The organism is Zhongshania borealis (genome assembly GCF_039539625.1).
Classification (GTDB): domain Bacteria; phylum Pseudomonadota; class Gammaproteobacteria; order Pseudomonadales; family Spongiibacteraceae; genus Spongiibacter; species Spongiibacter borealis.
Window position 1 is genome coordinate 1 of record NZ_BAABDM010000016.1, and the last position, 18487, is coordinate 18487.

The window sequence follows — 18487 nt, forward strand, 5'->3', positions numbered from 1 at the left end:
TGGGTGGACGAGTATACGACGCAGAGATTGGTCGTTTCTTAAGTGCGGATCCATTTGTGGGCGACAGTACAAACCTACAGGCACTTAACCGCTATAGTTATGTAGAAAACAATCCGCTTAGTTATACAGATCCTAGCGGCTTTTTCTTGAAAAAATTGGTTAAGAAAATAGGTAAAGCGATTGGCAGTGCCTTGGATTCCATTGCCAATGGAATCAAATCTGGCCTTATCAAAATTGGACGAGAGTTTGCTAATACACCGGGATTGTCTGCCGTGATTGTTGGGTTTGCCTGTGGAATGGGTGGCCCTGCGGGTTGTGTTTTGGCGGGTAAAATCATGATGGGGCTAAATGCGGCGATAACTGCCGCCAATGGTGGAACCATACAGCATATTTTGACGGACCTTGCTGTGGGAGCAGTTGTCTCTGGTATTCCAGGAGGGGGGTCGATCTTTCAGTCGGGCCTTACGGGCCAACTGGCGACCGCGTTTGGAGAAGGAGTCATGCAATCATTTGGTGCCGCGATGTTTATGGGGGGGTTGTTGCTAAAGCGAGTGGTCAGAAATTTATCACTGGGGTTAAAGGTGCAGCTGTCGGTGCGGCAGCTGGAATGATCGGGAATGCGGCAGGGAGTTACTCGAAAGGCTATGGATCACGATTACCTGGCGCAGCGGATGTCGGTTATGAGGGTGATACGCCTGCCATTGAGAATGTGATGAATGCGCCTGAGCCGATTACGGCAGAAGAGTCAATGGTTGCTTCGGCCCCAGAAAGTTATAATAAGTCGCTGCCTTCGTCTTCAGTCGGTGCTGACCCAAGTATGCCGGACTTAAGACCCTTGGCTGATGTGGCGTATAATCGGGGGAATGCACAAAATGCAGCGATGTCACTTGAGGGGCAATATGGTGCTGCAGTTACGTCAGCGGGTACTGCAGTTAATACTGTGAATAACAATGTGTCGCTATTTGTCCTAAGTGCTATAGGAGGCTCTGCAGCAAATGCTGTAATTCGAAGCGCATTAGCTTCAAAGGCTGCGAAGATATATTTCTTTGATGCTGTTACCACTTGGAATACAGGGCATAGCGCTCATTATTCGACCCCTTTGCAAAGTACCGCAGGTACAATCCCGCCACCTAGAATAGAATATCGTGCTCCTGTTGAGTCTCCATTCACAACATCACAGCCAAGGTGAGTTATTATGCTAATTGGGGGGTTGATTGCTGTATGTGGGATATTATTTCTTTGTATTCTCATTATAGTAATAAAGAAGAGGGTGGGGTTATTGCCAGCCTTCGATATTTGGAAGTCAACTTTTAATGAATTTAGAGTATCTGCGTTTCCACGGGCACCCTATAGTTGGCTTCGGGGCGACATGTCTATTTCTAATATTATTTATTCCGTAGAGATTAACTGTGGAGGCGAAGGTATTTATATAAACAATTCCATATCGCCAGAAATTAATAAGGTGCTGTTACCTTGGAGCAAGGTTGGTGCTTTGAAAATATTAATTTCAACTGACAATAATTGGGTTGAGTTTTACTTGCCAGTTAAGGGCGAAAATCGGCGGTGTGTAGTCCCATGGGACCCTAGGTTTAGTGAAATTGCTAAGCGTTCTACGGGCATCGAAGAAAAAGTGTGGAAGGGATGAATTTAGGTGTAACACTCCGGTGAGCTTACTTTCCTAAGCCGAGTACGACGAAGCGTTCAGTAAATGCTTCGTAATGACACTAATTGAGGTCTTTGCAGTTGGGTTTCAACCATAGTGGAAACTATAGGCCAACATTCGCGACCGGAGTTGGCGAGGGCTTGAGTAACGCCACATTTGCACTAGGTGTAGATCAATATATGGCAGAAACGTAGGTGCCATCATGGGGGCTAGGGTCTACGCTATAAAAATTCTTAGAGTTTTAGGCTTCCATTATTGGCCTGATACTTTTATTGGCTATATGTGCGGCACGAAATGGACCGAATAGTTTATGACACAAATTGTTACGATTTCTTGCTGGTTTTGGAGGCATGGGCGTCATAATTGGATTTACACTTTGGTAGATTAATTCCTGGCTACGCGATTTACTTCCTCAAAAGTAGTAATACCTGCTTTAATCTTATCGTAGCCATCCGACTGAAGGCTGCGACTGTGTTTGCGTGCGGACTTGATTAATTCTGATTCTGGTTGCTGTTCATGAATGAGTTTGCGTAGTTCGTCATCAATGAGAACAACTTCATATAAAGCGGTACGTCCTTTATAGCCCTGATGACTGCATTCTTCGCAGCCATTGTCATTGGCTTTGAATATAATGTGATTGTGATTATCCAAATTGAGTAATGCAGCTTCGTCACTGTTTGCTTGGTAGGGCTCTTTGCAGTGTGGGCATAGCACTCTCACAAGTCTCTGTGCAATCACCGCTGACAGTGTGGAGGAAATCAAAAACGGTTCTACGCCCATATCTTCAAGTCGGGTAATGGCGCCAACCGCTGTATTAGTATGCAGTGTCGAAAGTACTAAGTGGCCTGTGAGGCTAGCTTGAATGGCAATACGAATAGTTTCTTCGTCACGTATTTCGCCCACCATGATTACGTCGGGATCTTGCCTGAGCATTGAACGTAGTCCTTTGGCAAACGTCATGCCCGCTTTAACATTCACCTGTGTTTGTCCAATTCCTTCAAGTTGATACTCAATGGGATCTTCTATGGTGAGAATGTTTTGCGCACCATCGTTGATAGACGAAAGCCCTGCGTAAAGCATCGTACTCTTGCCTGAACCCGTTGGCCCAGTGGCAAGGATAATACCGTGGGGGAGGCTTAGTGCGTGATGTAGACGGGCGAGGTTGTCGTCGGACAGCCCAAGTTGCTCCAGCGATAAGTACCCCATTTTTTTATCTAGTATACGCATCACAATGCGTTCGCCAAAGCTCGCCGGCATGGTCGAGACACGAAGGTCGACGTCACGGCCGCCAACACGGATGGATATGCGTCCATCTTGCGGTATGCGCTTTTCGGCAATGTCGAGTTTGGCCATAACTTTGGCGCGAGACACTACTAGTGGAGATAAGCGACGCTCAACGCGCGCAACTTCTCGCAGTGTGCCGTCAATCCGAAATTTGATGGTTAGGTGGTGTTCATTGGTGGCAAAATGAATATCGGAAGCGTTCTGACGTATTGCTTCAGAAATAACACCGCTGATTAGTTTTATGATTGGCGCTTCATTGTCTTGATCTAAGACTTCAGTGGCATCTGGGATTATGTCGCTAAGAGATGCAATGTTTAGTTGCTCGCCTAGTCCCTCAGTATTACTTAAGTCCCTAGAACTCTTCTGCTGGTACAGAGCGACTAGGGATTCTTGAAACTCAGCTTCCGACAGCTTTTCAAATTCGACGTCGCGTCCATTCTGCCGCTGAACTTCATTGATGACGGCCATAGCGGGTAATTGGCTAAAATATGCACAGATCCTTTTCGGGTTCTCATAGTTCAGTAATAGGATGCCGTGCCGGGTGGCGTACGTGTAAGTTAGGATAGGATTGCCGTCTTTTAGCTCACTCTTCATTGTGATTCCACCGGCTTCTCGTGCGCATTAAACACATACCATGTTATTCCGTTGGAGGTGTTTCGGCGGGGAGAGGCTCACCTTCTAGCGCTTCTGTCTTATCTTGGCGTTCAGATTGGTTTACAACTAATTCGGGAAGTTCAGGTAGCTCCGTAGGTAAAATAAAGGTATCTACTTTTTCTCTGAAACGAATCTGTTGTGCTCGAATCCGGTTATATCGTTCTTGTGAAATATCAATACCAGATTGACGGTCAGGTAGAATGACGGGGTGAATGAACACCATTAAGTTGCTTTTGATTGACGAGCTACTGCTGCCGCGAAATAAACGTCCAATGAGCGGAATGTCGCCCAGCAGTGGGACTTTGGTTTGGGTTTCCTTTACCTCGTCTCGAATGAGTCCGCCAAGCACCAAAACGTCACCGTTTTCTATTAATACGCGGGTGCTAAGTTCTCTTTTATTGGTGATGATGTCTGCAGTTCGTGCGTCGGTTTGACCAATGCTTTCCACTTTCTGGGCTATATCAAGTGTGAGCGAATTCTTGTTATTTATTCTGGGCTTTATTTCCAGTGTGATACCAATGTCTTGCCGCTGAATAGTTTGAAAAGGGTTGGTGTCACCAGCTCGTTGAATGGAGCCGGTCACAAACGGCACGTTTGAGCCGACTAGGATATTGGCTTCTTCGTTGTCCAGTGCGACGATACTTGGCGTAGAGAGGATATTTGCCTGCGAGTTGCCTTCTAGTGCGCGTATGAGCGCACGTAGTGATCCGTTGCGGAAGTAGCCGAGTGCTAAGCCACTTCCTGCCGACGCGACACCGTTACTTACGTTGATGCCGTCAGAGATAACACTCGGTAGTAAAGACCCGCTTGCGTAAACCGCGTCATTGGTTTCCAGATTAGTTTGCCATTCAATGCCCAAATCCCGTGAAACGTCTTCGCTAACCTCTACGATAATGGCCTCCACCAATACCTGAGAGCGACGGGTGTCTAACTCTGCAATAACTGCCCGCATCGTTTCCATCACACTGGGCGGCGCAGTTATGACCAATGCATTCAGGGGTTCGTGAGCGCTAATTTTCACGTCGACGTTGGCAATTCGTTGATCTCTTTCACCTTGCTTAATACTGCCGCTTACCGTCTCTAATATAGGTACTACTTTTGCTGCTTCGGCGTATTGCAGTTTGATAACTGAGGTGTTGCCCGTCCCGAGTACGGGCCTGTCCATATTGTGAATTAAATCCTGAATCTGAGCTTTGGTGATCGCATCGCCCGTTATCATGATGCTATTTGTCCGGCTATCAACTGTCAGATTGTATTTGGCGCCTTCGCTGCTATTCGAGTTTTTCACTTGAAGAAGCTGGTTGATAGTACGAGCGACTTCCTCCGCATTGGCGTAGGTAAGTTCAATCATATCGACCTCAACCTCACCGGCTAGATCAATTTTCTCAATGATACGTTCTAGTTGAGCGACTTTAGAGCTTCGGTCCGCAATGATTAACGCATTAGTGGGGGCATACGCAGCGATATAAGAATATTTTGAGGCAATAGGTCGAAGCAGGTTTACAACCTCTGATGCAGCGACGTTCTCGACCGTCAGAATCTTTACAACAATGTTTTCCGATCCCACCGCGACGTCATCACTCAGCAACGGAATTTCATTTGCGGTGGCTTGTTCAGATGGAATTACTTTTAACACGCCCTCGCTACGAATGACGCTATACCCATAAACCTGCAGTGTCGCAAGAAAGACTTGGTAAGCTTCGTCTTTGGATATTTCTTTTCCTGAAATAACGGTAACGGTGCCTGAGACTTGGGGGTGAATAATGATAGTTTGATTCGTCATTTGCGCGCACCAGCGCACAAAATCTTTAATGTCCACCTGCTCAAGTTCAACTGCAACTTTTTCACTTTCTGCCTGTGCTAGCGTTGAAAAAGTCGGGAGAAATGTCATCGCGGCAATAGTCAAAGCTGCACCGAGAGTGTAACGGCGAAAGTGAATCATTGAGTTTATCTCTTAATCGCGGCGCGAATTTGATTGAGGCGCTGTTCGAGAGTGCCGTCAGCAATTACTGGCGTGTTAGGCAAGTATTTTATGGGCTCAGGCTTGCTATATTCTCGAATTTTAGTAGGAGTCTTAGTTGTCAGCGTATCGGTGGTTCGAATCAATGGTATTGGTTCAGCAGTTTGTAGCGTGTTTGCTGTGCTAATAGCCCAGATATCGTTCCGTTTAAAAATGAGCTTCTCATATCCATTTTCCGATTTAAGGGTTACGCCATTGTTGGTGACCGCAAAAAGTAGAGTACCAGCAGTAACCTCCGACCCTATAGTAAAGTAGGACGGCGAACTACCATCTACCCTTATGAGGGCGGCGGCGAGGGTGCCTTGGCTAGCAAATACGCCGCTTAATTCTAGCATTTGGGTTGATTCGGGTATTTCTTCCAGTGTCGGTGGGGCGGGCGGCTCTTCGATCTCGAACTTGCCCATAAGAGCAAGCCTTTGAAGCTGATCAAGTGTAATAGCTTGCTTTGCGGGGGCTTGGACTTGATTGCTCAGCAGTGCCTGAATGTCATCTGTAGAGACGTCAAATTCTTGATTGACCAACTTTCCATATTGCCAATAGAATCCAGTACAAATAACGGACAGCAGCACGGTTAATGCGGCTAAGCATAAGCAGTGATTGCGGTTCAATTGCATTGTCGTGGCAGGAAAATTCACGATGTCTATCCCTGTATTATCATAACTTGGCAGTTTCCGTTGCCGCATGGCTGTTGTTTGCTGGATTATTTGCCCTACGGATTGTAATGTGTCGCGTTCCTCCCCGTCAAAGATAACAGCGCGCAAGGAGTGCACCGGTGTTGGTTAATTTATTACCTCAGAACATGATGGCCAGTGTAGCTGAGCGTAGCTCGCTGCGTGATATCTGCAATGCCTGAACAGCGTCTACCTAGTCAAAAGGTGCTTCGGCGTAGGACCCTTGTGGTGTATATCACGAGAGACTGGTTGGCTACTGATGGTGCACTAGATGCGTGGTTGTTTGATGATAATGATAAGTTCCTCGACACGTTTGTCATTGGGCATGAGGAAGCTCCGCATAGGTTAGATGCAGGCGAGCTTCAATATGTTGCTATCCTCCCGTGTTCCTTTGTTACGTCAACAAGCGCCACTATTCCGCCCAAGTATCTTCGTCGTCACCGAAAGTCATTGCCCTATCTGTTTGAAGATATTGTGTTGGGTGAGCTTGGCGAACAGCATTTTGCCGTCAGTGATTCTGCGAAAGAGGGCGTGGTTGACGTAAATATTCTAGAAAAGGACATGCTAGAAACGATAATTCGACGGTTTGCTGCAAGGGGTATATCACTCGCCGCGGTATACACCGATGCGGGGCTTTTACCTACGGAAGAGCGTGGTTTGTGCGTTTTAGAGTTGGGGGCGGATGTCTTGTATCGGTGTGGTAGTGATCAAGGTGTCTTGCAGCGAGAATCCGTGTTGTTAGCTGAGTTACTCTCCCGAAATAGTGATCCTGACTTGAATATCTTAGTTGGCGGAAATGTTCCTTTAGGGGGCGGTGTAGCGAGCCAAGCAATAGCATTAACAAGCGGCGCTATGCAATATCTGGCGCAGAGGGCAGTTATTGCCAAAAACGCGATAAACCTTCTACAAGGAGAGTTTGCTCCCAAAGATGCTGCATCGCGGATGTCGGGGCTCGTATGGGGTGTGTCTGGTCTTTGTCTTAGTTTATTAATGGTAGCAGCATACTTTGCGATAATGAGTATGCTTATTGACGAGCAAGCTGCTCAGCAGCGACAAGAGACGGTAACGGCAGTGCGTGAATTTATACCGTCGTATAGAGCGCGGCGTGATGTACGTGATGAAGTTGGTAAGTACTTACAAGGACGGCTCGATGAACGCGATACGCGAATAGATTTTTCCGAGTTCATGGGGCGATTTTCTGATGCGTGGGCGAAAGCTGATTTAGCGGGGCCAACAATCAAAAGCCTGCGTTTTTCCCGGGTAGATACTGAAATGGTGATTGAAATTGATGGTATTGACGTGCCTGAGGTGGATCGATTACAAAACGCGCTTGGTGAGGATAGATTTACATCAAGCGTTATTTCGGTGACCGCGAGCCAAAAAGTGGAAGAAAAATCGTCGGCGCGTCTGCGTATTTCAGTTGGGTCTTTAGAATGAGTACTTTTCAAGAGGAATGGACTCACCTTCGCTCCCAGTTGGTGGCGAAGATAAAAATGGTCTACAGCATTCCTGCTGCGAGGCTGTGTTTGGCATTATTGCTCATCGCATCTGCTGTATTAATGGCTGTTCAGGCGTACTCGCAGTATCAATTAGCACTACAAGAATACCGAGATGCAAAACAGTCATTGCTGTGGTTTGAAAAAGCGAAGCCTTTGCTAGCGACTCCGCAAGTCGAAGAGCGCGCGCAAACAGGGGAGTCCTTACTTTCGGTCGTTACAGCGGCTGCGAAATCTGAATCAATGATAGTTGAACGTGCGGACTACCAGGGTGAGCAGTTGGTGCTTAGTTTTGGGGAGGCCGAGTTTGAGCGCGCGGTGACCTTACTAAATCGCCTCGAGGCGGATTATCAGTTGTTAAATGAAAATATTGCAATGAATGTGGGTTCCGCACCGGGCTTATGCCGGCTGCGTGCCGTATTGCGTTGGCGCGACTAGGGGGTGCGGCGTTCCGTTGGCTGTTAAATAGAAATATTTCATTCTGATGGAACTAAGTTCGGAAAAAAATGTCTTGCGCGCTATTACATATTTTACTAACCTGAGTATTCAGATATGTCTAGGGATGGGCGGCCAGCAAATAGTTAATATGGATTGCTGGTGTTAAAATTTTGATCACGGAAAGTGAGCGGCTATTTGCTGCTCATAGATTTTCAAGCTAATCGATCTTGCCCTCCTTGGATAATTGTCATATGCCGCTTAGGTATAGTCACTTATGCGGCACAACAGAGAGCTTGAGTCGATGAACTTTCGTCAGTTACAAACTGCGTGCCTTCTAGTGGTTTCACTTTCCTTCCCGCCGCTCACACAAGCTCAGTTGCTAGGATTGCCGCTGGATGATCTTTTGGGCTTGCTGGATAGTGATGGCGATCTGATTATCGACTTAATTGATGCTGATCGCGACGGTGACGGCGTAAATAATACTTCCGATGCTTTTCCAGATAACCCTGCCGAGTGGGGTGATATTGACGGTGATGGTATCGGTGACAATGCTGACCCAGATCGCGATGGAGACGGTCGCAATAACAATACCGATGTATTCCCCAGTGATCCTGCTGAATGGTCTGATATTGACGGTGATGGTATCGGTGATAATGCCGACCCAGATCGCGATGGCGATGGACATAATAATAATCAAGACGCCTTCCCGAATGACCCCAGTGAATGGGCAGATAGCGACGGTGACGGTGTCGGCAACAATGGCGACAACTGTCCAAACAATGCTAATGCTGGTCAAGCTGATTTAGATGGTGATGGTATAGGCAACCTGTGTGATACCGACCGTGATGGCGATGGTTACGGTAATAGCGAAGATGGCTTTCCAGATAATCCTAACGAGTGGCTGGATAGTGATGGCGACGGAATTCCAAATAACTCAGACCCTGACATGGACGGCGACGGCCTAAATAATGCCGTGGATCCAGATCAAGATGGTGACGGCCTTCGTGATGACGACGATGCTTTCCCTGTTGACCATACCGATTGGTCGGACATTGATGGTGATGGCAAGGGCGATAATCACGACGATGATCGTGATGGCGATGGTATTCCCAATAGCACTGATAGCTCGCCAGATGACCTTAGCACGACAAATTGCCCTTAAAAATTTGAGAAATATTAGCCAGTCAGTATTGGTTTATAGGAAGGATTACATGAAAACTCGCGTTTCTTTAGCACTGATTTCGCTGTGTGGCATTTTGGCGTATCCATCTGATCTTTGGGCCAGCGTGCCGGCAGCGCCTACGCCATCGCGCGCAAGTGCATCGATAATACCGACGGCTGAAAGAAATCAGACCGATGTTGTGGGTTCTTTACCGGGCAGCTTTCGAGTGAGCGAAAGTGGTTCTGCAACCTATTCAATAGATCTAGAGCTTCCTCAGGGGGTTGCAGGAGTTAAACCCTCAGTGAGTTTTAATTACTCCAGTACTGGCGGCAACGGAATAATGGGGCAGGGATGGAGCTTAAGTGGCCGCTCCTCGGTTGCTCGTTGTCGCCAAACGTTGATGCATGATACTCGGGCTAAGGGGATTAGCTTTACCTCCGAAGACCGGTTTTGTTTGAATGGCCAGCGCTTAATTATGATTGGCACTGGGAGTTACGGAAAGGTCGGGGCTGAGTATAAATTAGAAAACGACAACTTTTCGAAGATATTTTCAGTTGGAGGTTCAGCTGGTCATCCAAACTATTTTCGTGTCGAGGGTCGAGATGGTTCTAAATCTACGTTTGGAGCATCAGGTGGCGCAAGTTCGGTTGCCAGTGAACAGGGCGCGCGTAATGCATCTGGCGTAGAAAGTAATAACATAATCCAGTGGTCGATAGATCTTTTTACTGACAGTGTAGGAAATAAGATTAAGTACAATTACACAGACGATGTGGATGGCTTTCGGCTTGAGTCCATTCAATACTCTTATGATGGTAATGGGAATGATAACGCGAAGGTTGAGTTTCAATATGAAGATAGAGATGATCAATCACTTGGCTATCTAAATGCCTATACCATAATTAATAATAAACGACTAAAAACAGTATTGGTACACAATAGAAATGACGGAGATTTGAATAAAGTAGCGCAGTATAATCTCAAGTATTTTCCATCGTCGGCAGAGAATAGAGTTAGTCGAATAGAGAATATTGAAAAATGTGACAATGTTGATCGCTGTTTACCGGCAACGTCTTTTGTTTGGAGTACAGCGCAAAACGCAGTGTTTCCGACTACGGCTACTCACGAAACGGTGTTGAGTTCGCAGGATGATCGCAGTGTTAATGGTTTTAAGTACGCTGATATAAATGGTGACGGAAAGCAGGATCTTATTTGGGCGGAGGTCGATTACACAGATAGTAGAATTGATTACCAGATTTGGCAATATGTGACATCGACGATTCCGGGTGCTGATGGGGTTGAGTTTACCTCGAAAAAGCTGGCTCTTCGTAAAAATGATAATGGCGGTAAGCCTTGGCCTTGGGCAATGGTCGACTACAATCTCGATGGTAGATCGGATTTCGCGATATTTGATGTTGCGCGACATCGATGGTATGTCCATCTATCAAAATACAACGCGACCAGCGATGCATGGGAAATATCCAGCGAAGAAATTGATATTGGGATTACTGATGCAGGGGCGGCGTTTCGGGATGTAAATGGAGATGGAACTGTAGATGCTGTTGCGTTAAATAAAGATAGCCAAACAACAAAGACCTATCTTTTAAAGCCCATTTCCTCGGCTAGCTATGGAGTTAGCAAGTACTATGAGTATGTTTATGATTCAACATCCACAGTATTTACACGTACTCCAGATACGGATGTGGAAGGTTTTGATAATTACGCGTCCGGGCTAGATTTTAATGGCGATGGTCGAGCGGATTCTGTCTATCGTATTCAGGAGCGTGAATACGTTATGCAATGCATTACGAACAAATGGGGTGTTACGAACTGTAATAAAGTCTATCCGTCGAAATGCCCTACTCCTCTTCCAGGGCATTGGCATCCACCTTGTCAAGATGAACCAGCAATGGAGCGATTAATTTTATCTTTAGGTGATTTAGATGGTGATGGTGCCGAAGATAAATTTTTTGAAATTTCACAATTTAGTACAAATAAAGATTACTTGGCCACACTTTTCACTGATCTGAACTCTGACGGTTATACTGATATGGTTGGTGCAGAAGAGTTATCTGATGGCAAAATGCATTATTTCTACCGATTGAGTAATGGCAAGACGTTTTTGCCGCCAAATTATTTTTTGCATCCGGACGTAACGTATACCGAGTTACAAGGTTCTGTCTTTAGAATGCAGTTGCAAGCGGTTGATTTAAATCGAGACGGCTATGTTGATTTGGCATGGCAAGACACTGGCGAAAATAAAATTAAAGCGCTTTATTGGGATCAAAAAAACAAAAACTTCCCAGATACCCCGGTAGTGCTTGCTAGCGTGCAGGGTGACGAAAAGGATAGGTACAGCTTCCTCGATTTTAACGGCGACGGTGTGTTAGATGTTAGTGCTTTTGATGCCGTTGGTAGTACAAAAGTTCTCTATATCACCTATGGTTCGAATACCCCCGTTCCTTCAAATACCATTGCGACTATAACAAATGGAACTGGTGCGCAGACAGACATTCAGTACGGCACATTAAGCAAGTCAGATCATTATCTATATCGTGATATAGGTAAATCTTCTGGTTCAGTACTATCAAAATGCAATCTCAATTTTGATAGCGCTTTTTGTTCAAAATATATTACTAGCGTAGAGTCTACTTTTTATAATTGGATGAATGGTGATTTCGCGATCCCTTCAGAAAGCCATGGGTTTGGGAGGGACGGTAATCAAGATGGTTCCCGTGATCCCGTATTGCCACTAAATGGCCCGATGTATGTGGTGACCTCTGTCGGAAGTTCTGCGCCGGCAAGTACGGCGACCTCGGTAGCTGGTGCTGGTGCAATGCTTTTCAATGCAAAAAGCCGGTTGAGTTATTACTACGCTGATGCTCGCATTCAAGCGATGGGGCAGGGCATGCTCGGCTTTGGAGCACTTTTAACGAGAGATGAACAGTCGGGTGTACGAACTACCTCGACCTACCGACAAGACTTCCCGTTTTCTGGCTATCCCGCGACAACTGAAGTTAAGACAGAATCTGGTAGATTGCTGAGTATGTCTACAAATGCGTGGCGCTTGCATGATTGGGGCGGGTCAGGTACGTATGATAAGGATTATTATCAACCTTATTTGTTCAAAAGCACTGAGCTGAATTATGACTTGGGAAGTGGCGCTCATATAAAGACCGTGGTTACTGAAAATCGCCCTGATAATACCGGGTATGGCAATATTCCAAAAATCATAAGTACGGTCTCTGGTAATGGCTATAATTATCAAACCGTCACCGATAATGAATATGGCGACACAGTCTATGACAAGGAAAAGTCCAGACTGACGAAGTCTACTGTCACCAAAAAACGTGATGAAGATGGGGCATCAGGCTACGAAAATACAGATGTCAGGACGTCTACATTTACTTATTTTGATAGCGGTAATCAAAAAGGGCTGCTCAAGACTGAGGCGCTGGAAGCGGGCACGAAATTTGAGAGCATAACAAGCTATAAATATGATGTGTTTGGCAACAAGGTCGGGGCGGGAACAAAAGCCAAAGATCCGGAAACCAATGTGCAGTCATCACGTTGTTTCAACGGGGCGGGCGAAGTTGCCGAAACTGCGATATACGACAACGGCCGTTATGTTAAAGAAAAGCGAGATTGTTTGGGGCGTAAGCTAAGTAGCGTCGAAAGTAGGAATCTCTACGGTTCGCCTTCAAAAGTGAGAAATTATTTAAATACGTCGGGCACACAATACCAAGATACATTTTTTAATTACACATCCGGTGGGCGTCAGTATCTAGAGGCAGATAATACCGGCGCATTTGTTGGCACGACTCTAGTGAAGTGTACTACTGGGTGTGAGGTCGGTGTAAGTCATTATAGCCGCACTTGGGGGCCAGGTAATGGCAGCATAGCAAGGGTTGAATTGGCGCGAGAATATGTTGATGTTTTAGGGCGACCAATCCGTACCGCGAAGAGAGGGTTCGATGGTACATGGATATATCAAGACATTGAGTATGATTCTAGCGGTCGGGTGTTGAGAAAGAGTATCCCCTACAAAGCGGGTCAAAGCGTTCCCGGATGGACTGTGATGAAATACGACATATTGGGGAGGGTGGTTCAGGCTCATTCACCCGATGGCGGTATTTCGACAACAACGTACTCTGGGTTGTCTGTTTCTTATAAAAATGCGCTTAACCAAAATCGTTCAGAAACGGTGACGCTTCTTGGTGAGAAAGCCTCGGTTGTGGATCATCTAGGCGGCCGAATTTCGTATGCTTATGACGCGCAGGGCAACCTTAGTTCCACAAGTCATAACAATGGAACAAGTGGTCTCGCAGACGACGTCACCATCGTGATGGAGTATGACAAGCTGGGTCGGAAAACAGATATGCACGACCCAGATAAAGGTGATTGGCAATATGAGTATACCGCCTTCGGCGAGTTGGAAAAGCAGATAAACGCAAAGGGCCAACACAGTAAATTTGAATATGATCAGCTCGGTCGTCAGACTAGTCGTCGAGACTATCTAAATAGTGGCCAATTGGAGGGAGAGACTGTTTGGTCTTACGATACTACGGCGTATGGATTGGGCAAGCTGGTAGATGTTCGCGATAATATTTCTGGGTACGTTAAGATTGTTGCCTACGATAAATTTGGTCGCCCTAGTAAAACGGTCACGAGCCTCGGCGTAAATGGCAACTTAGGTAATCACTACGAAAAAGTCACCTATGATCAATATGGTCGAGCCTATCAGGTGTTCGATGCGGCACGTAATGACGACACGTATACCGACAATGGTGTTGAGTATAAATACAATGACTATGGGTATCAGCATAAAACGGTTGATGCGGTGTACAACGGTAGTGTGACACGTAAGGAATATCACACGATTAACGCGATTGATGCGCGCGGTCAAATTACATTAGAATCCTTTGGAAATGGTGTTGCTCGCAGCAATATTTATAATGATAAAACGGGCCGCATTGAAAATATCTTGGCAACAAGTAGTAGCGGTAAGGTAATCCAGAGTCTACAGCAGAAATGGGATGCGGTTGGTAATTTGGATTACGCGTACGACTATGGAAAAGGGGGTACTAATTCTGCTCGAAATCGCAAAATGGATTACAGTTATGACGCGCTAAACCGCCTAACGAAAACGCAGTGGTATGACAATAACAATCTAACGCGTACTGAAAACACGACCTATACGATTCTCGGAAATATCAAAACCAAGACGGGTGTGGGAACATATCTTTACAATGAAGACTGTAACTGCGGCCCACACGCAGTCACCCAGGCGGGCAATACCACGTACCAATACGATGCCAACGGCAATATGGTGCGTGATAGTAGTGGGCGAAAGATTGCTTATACTACCTTCGATAAGCCTTATTATATTGAGAAAGGAAATACCAATGTAGCGTTTGCGTACAACACCGATCGTAGTCGTTACCTGAGAACTGACACCGACGCCGATGGTACTAAAACAACGCTATACATTGGCAGCGTTGAAAAAATAACGAACAAGGACGGCAGCAAAGAGTGGATACGCTACATTGGCGGCGGGCTAATGATATCTCAAGCGGTCAGCGTGAATGGGGTTGTGACTAGTAGTAACGACCGTTACCTACTAAAAGACCATCTCGGTAGCTTACAGTTTATTTTGGATGGCAGCGGGATGGTGGTTCAATCCATGAGCTTCGATCCGTGGGGAGCGCGACGCAATGAATACCGAAGTGAAGGAATCAAGCCTTGGGAGGTCGGGCTTTATCAAGTATTAGAAACGACACGCGGATTTACCGGCCATGAGATGGTGGATGGGCTAGACATCATCCATATGAACGGGCGGATTTATGATTCGAGGCTGGGGCGGTTTTTGCAGGCCGACTCAATTATTGATGGGCCTGAAAATCCTCAAGGCTATAACCGCTACTCTTACGTTCATAATAATCCACTGAATGCGACAGACCCGACTGGACATAACGCGTTTAAAGAGCTATTTGACGATATTTTAGGCTTAGATAGTCAGGATGCGCAGCAAATTGCCAGTGCGGTCGTATCAATAGCTGTCTGTTGGAGTTATGGACCCGCTTGCTACGCGGCAATGGGGGCGGGTACGAGTTTTGCCACCGCGTCTGCTAATGGCGCCTCATTCGGTGATGCAATTGGAGCTGGTATAAAAGCGGGGGTTATCTCGGGTATTTCAGCGGGTGCCTTTTCTGAAATTGGTATTGCGTTTGGTGACGGTGGCGCAGCGTCAACCGCACTGGGCACTGCTGGTTGGAGTGGTGCGCAGATTGGCGCGGCGCAAGTTGCCGCGCACGCAGTGACAGGGGGCGTGCTTAGTGTCATGCAGGGCGGTAAGTTCGGTCACGGTTTTGCGTCAGCGGGCTTAACGAAAGGATTTATGAAATATGCCGGTATTGGGATCAATACCCATCAGAATTGGTATCATGTTGCTGGTAGAACTACTATTGCGGCTGTGATTGGGGGTACTATCTCAGATACTACGGGTGGTAAATTCGCAAATGGGGCGGTGACGGCGGCGTTTGCACATTTGTTGAATGCGGAAGGTTTAGGACGGAAATTAAATGAGGCACTACCCGATGCCGGAGACGTTGCAAGAACGCTGTTTAAGGGCGTTCGCGGGAATGGCGAAGTAACGGCGTCAGATAGTTTGGTATACGACGCCTGCGCAAATAATGCCCGGGTATTAGAGTGCGTGGGCCGACTTGATAAATATGAAGAAATGCTAAAATTAGACAACTCAATCGGGAAGCAGCCGATGGTACAGCTGTTCGGTGAATACCTTCGAGAAGGAAGTAAATTTTTGATATGCGCACAAAATAATGCTTGCGATTTAATGCCCTATTATCGCTCAGGTCAGCCGATTCCACCTATATGGCCTCCAAGTCCCCCTGGGAATATGCCCACACAGGAAGTTAGTCCAACAATATTTGGAGATTAGCTCAATGCGTAATTTTGTAAAAATCTGTCATACCTTGTTGGCGATAATTTGGTGCGGGTTTTGTTTTGCTGGACGTGACCCGTCCCCTACGGAGCCTAGGTGTGAAGCGGCTATCAAAGCAGTTGAAGCTGGTGCTGTTGGCGATCTAGCCATTCTAGGAGATTGTTATTATTACGGTGTGAAAGTAAAGAAAGATCATCAAAATGCACAATTTTATTACCTTCAGGGAATGATCAATAATCAAGATTATGGCGGGCTTCGATTGGGGATAGACTTGCTTTTTTCCTCCCGCGAAAAAGTTGATAAAGCTATGGGGTTTTATTTACTTAAAACTATTACTGAAGGAAATGATAGCAATTACCGAGGTTATGCGTCTTACTATTTGGCGGCATTTTTAGCGCAAAATAATAGCGTGGAAAAGTCCGCTGAGTACCTTAAAATTGCTGTTAGAGAAGGGAGTTTGGATGGTCTTTTTGCAGCTGCATATCAAGAAATTCTTGAGGGAAACAGAGGTGGTGAACTTGATGAATTATTAAATTCCGCTATCGAATTCCAAAGAGATCAAGGGGTAGTTAATGGCGATCTATTGTCGTTCTCGTGCTGGGTTGAATCACAAAATGAGCGAGTTGTAGAATACCCGATTACATCAGTTGGGGCGGGGCGAATAAAGGAAAAATTCGGAGAATGCAAGATTAAAAAGTGAAAGAAAAAGTTGGGGTTATATATGGTCCGCCCCGTATTGCAAGATAATTTTCTCGTCATGTAAAAATGATCGGGGTCAGATCTTTGATTTATGATTTAGGCAGATGCAAGCTGATCCGCAGATTACTTTTACTCGATTCGCAGGAATAGCTTATGGCTAGGCTTTTGCGCTTGGAATTTGCTGACGCCTTGTACCACATCACCTCGCGCGGAGACCGTCGGGAGAATATTTAAGGGAAGGTCGGGGGGCGGGTCTTGCTTTTTGCCTTACCTGCATTGGTTTAATGGTGTTTTTCAGGTTTCCACCGATGCTTTTTTCTCGCAATACTTGAATTAGGCATCGCTACATAATGCACATTAGCGTCGTGCCAAAATTGAATGCCGCTAGATTGCCTTTTTCAGAATGTTGTTTTTTATGTGGTCGATATCCGCTGAAATAGTTGAGAGAAAATATGGAAGACGTTAAAGCTCTGTTGATTGGTATTTCGGGGGGCTTAGTTGTTCTTGCTCTGTCGAAAGTATATCGGGGTTTTCGAAAAAGAAGTATTCAGGATGATATACGGTTTCTCGAATTTGAACGGCAACACCTAGAAGAGATGAAACGCTCAAGTGTAGAGTTAAATCGCAGCTCCTTTAGGGCGATTTTTGCGCTATTCCTTTTCATCGGCTTATCGAATTTATCGACTATTTTTTTTACGGTAATAGACCCGGTCGCGCTATCGGGTGTTAGTTTATTATTTAATTTACTGATTTGGGCGATGTTTGTAGGTCTTTGTATAAAATTCTGGAGAAGATACGACAACCTGAAGAATTTCAAAGAAGCTACCCGAAAAATGAATGAGAGGCTTGAGACGCTCCAAGATAAACTGGATAAACATAGCTAGAGTGAGTCTTAGTGCGCCCTTGATGGTCGCGCCGCCGCCTGTTCCCGCGTGTGACATTGAATCTACGTGAGTGCGTTAACAAGAATCTGTGGCTGAGTCGTTGTGCGATGACTCCCTAAATGAATACAGCATGTGATCAGCGTTTTTGAGGGGTGTGCACCGCTTTATATGGCTAGGCTGTCGGAACATCGACGTAATAATTGAGTGTGATATTGGATATTGGGCTTAAGGATAGTGCTATATGACAACTAAACATGAGGTTCTATTTATTCTCTCATCGCTGCTATTGCTCAGTTGCGCTGCAAAGCAATATTCGGAGGGTGGATCGTTAAGCAGTAATTTTGCTGGTGAGGAGGGGTGTGTACATACAGAAATCTTACCATTATTGTCAGGTACCATTGAGGAGTCGTGGCGACACAAGGTGCTCTCATTGTTGATTTGCATTTAAAACTGACCCACTAACCCCCTATATTTGCATTGAATTTTGACCCATGTGTAACACTTACCCGCAGGATGACTGCGGGGGATTTAGGAGTGATAGACGTGGCATTATTAAGT

The 18487-nt window shown here is 45.9% G+C and carries 11 protein-coding genes; 8 read left to right on the top strand and 3 right to left on the bottom strand.

What is annotated here, in order from left to right; all coding sequences use genetic code 11:
- Positions 1-611 (top strand): RHS repeat domain-containing protein (locus ABD836_RS19215; protein WP_344939212.1); only part of this gene is annotated, 611 nt, incomplete at its 5' end.
- The gene (locus tag ABD836_RS19220) at positions 608-1189 is read left to right on the top strand and encodes a hypothetical protein (protein ID WP_344939215.1); all 582 of its coding nucleotides are present in this window, start codon (positions 608-610) and stop codon (positions 1187-1189) included. The genes ABD836_RS19215 and ABD836_RS19220, both read left to right, overlap by 4 nt.
- Before the next feature lie 858 nt (positions 1190-2047).
- Here the strand turns inward: ABD836_RS19220 and gspE are convergent.
- From gspE to ABD836_RS19235, 3 genes are read right to left on the bottom strand one after another with little or no spacing between them, the layout of a single operon-like run.
- Positions 2048-3541, bottom strand: coding sequence for a type II secretion system ATPase GspE (gene gspE, locus ABD836_RS19225; RefSeq protein WP_344939218.1), 1494 nt, complete (start codon positions 3539-3541; stop codon positions 2048-2050).
- 43 nt (positions 3542-3584) lie between these two features.
- Entirely contained in the window at positions 3585-5543 is a 1959-nt protein-coding gene (gene gspD, locus ABD836_RS19230) for a type II secretion system secretin GspD (protein WP_344939220.1), read from the bottom strand.
- Between the two features lie 5 nt (positions 5544-5548).
- A complete protein-coding gene (locus tag ABD836_RS19235) occupies positions 5549-6382 on the bottom strand; it encodes a type II secretion system protein N (RefSeq protein WP_344939222.1) in 834 nt (277 codons plus the stop codon).
- 138 nt (positions 6383-6520) lie between these two features.
- Here ABD836_RS19235 and gspL point away from each other — a divergent pair, with 138 nt between their 5' ends.
- From gspL to ABD836_RS19265, 6 genes are all read left to right on the top strand, one after another.
- Positions 6521-7729, top strand: coding sequence for a type II secretion system protein GspL (gene gspL, locus ABD836_RS19240; RefSeq protein WP_344939225.1), 1209 nt, complete (start codon positions 6521-6523; stop codon positions 7727-7729).
- Positions 7726-8226, top strand: coding sequence for a type II secretion system protein GspM (gene gspM / locus ABD836_RS19245; protein ID WP_344939228.1), 501 nt, complete (start codon positions 7726-7728; stop codon positions 8224-8226). Before gspL ends, gspM begins: the two co-directional genes overlap by 4 nt.
- A 274-nt stretch (positions 8227-8500) precedes the next feature.
- Positions 8501-9388, top strand: a complete 888-nt coding sequence (locus ABD836_RS19250; protein WP_344939231.1) for a thrombospondin type 3 repeat-containing protein — start codon at positions 8501-8503, stop codon at positions 9386-9388.
- A complete protein-coding gene (locus tag ABD836_RS19255; RefSeq protein WP_344939234.1) occupies positions 9312-16343 on the top strand; it encodes an RHS repeat-associated core domain-containing protein in 7032 nt (2343 codons plus the stop codon). Before ABD836_RS19250 ends, ABD836_RS19255 begins: the two co-directional genes overlap by 77 nt.
- A 4-nt stretch (positions 16344-16347) precedes the next feature.
- Positions 16348-17046 (top strand): SEL1-like repeat protein, encoded by a 699-nt coding sequence (locus tag ABD836_RS19260; protein ID WP_344939237.1) that lies wholly within the window; start codon positions 16348-16350, stop codon positions 17044-17046.
- Positions 17047-17497: 451 nt separating this feature from the next.
- Positions 17498-17929, top strand: a complete 432-nt coding sequence (locus tag ABD836_RS19265; RefSeq protein ID WP_344939240.1) for a hypothetical protein — start codon at positions 17498-17500, stop codon at positions 17927-17929.
- Positions 17930-18487 lie beyond the last annotated feature (558 nt).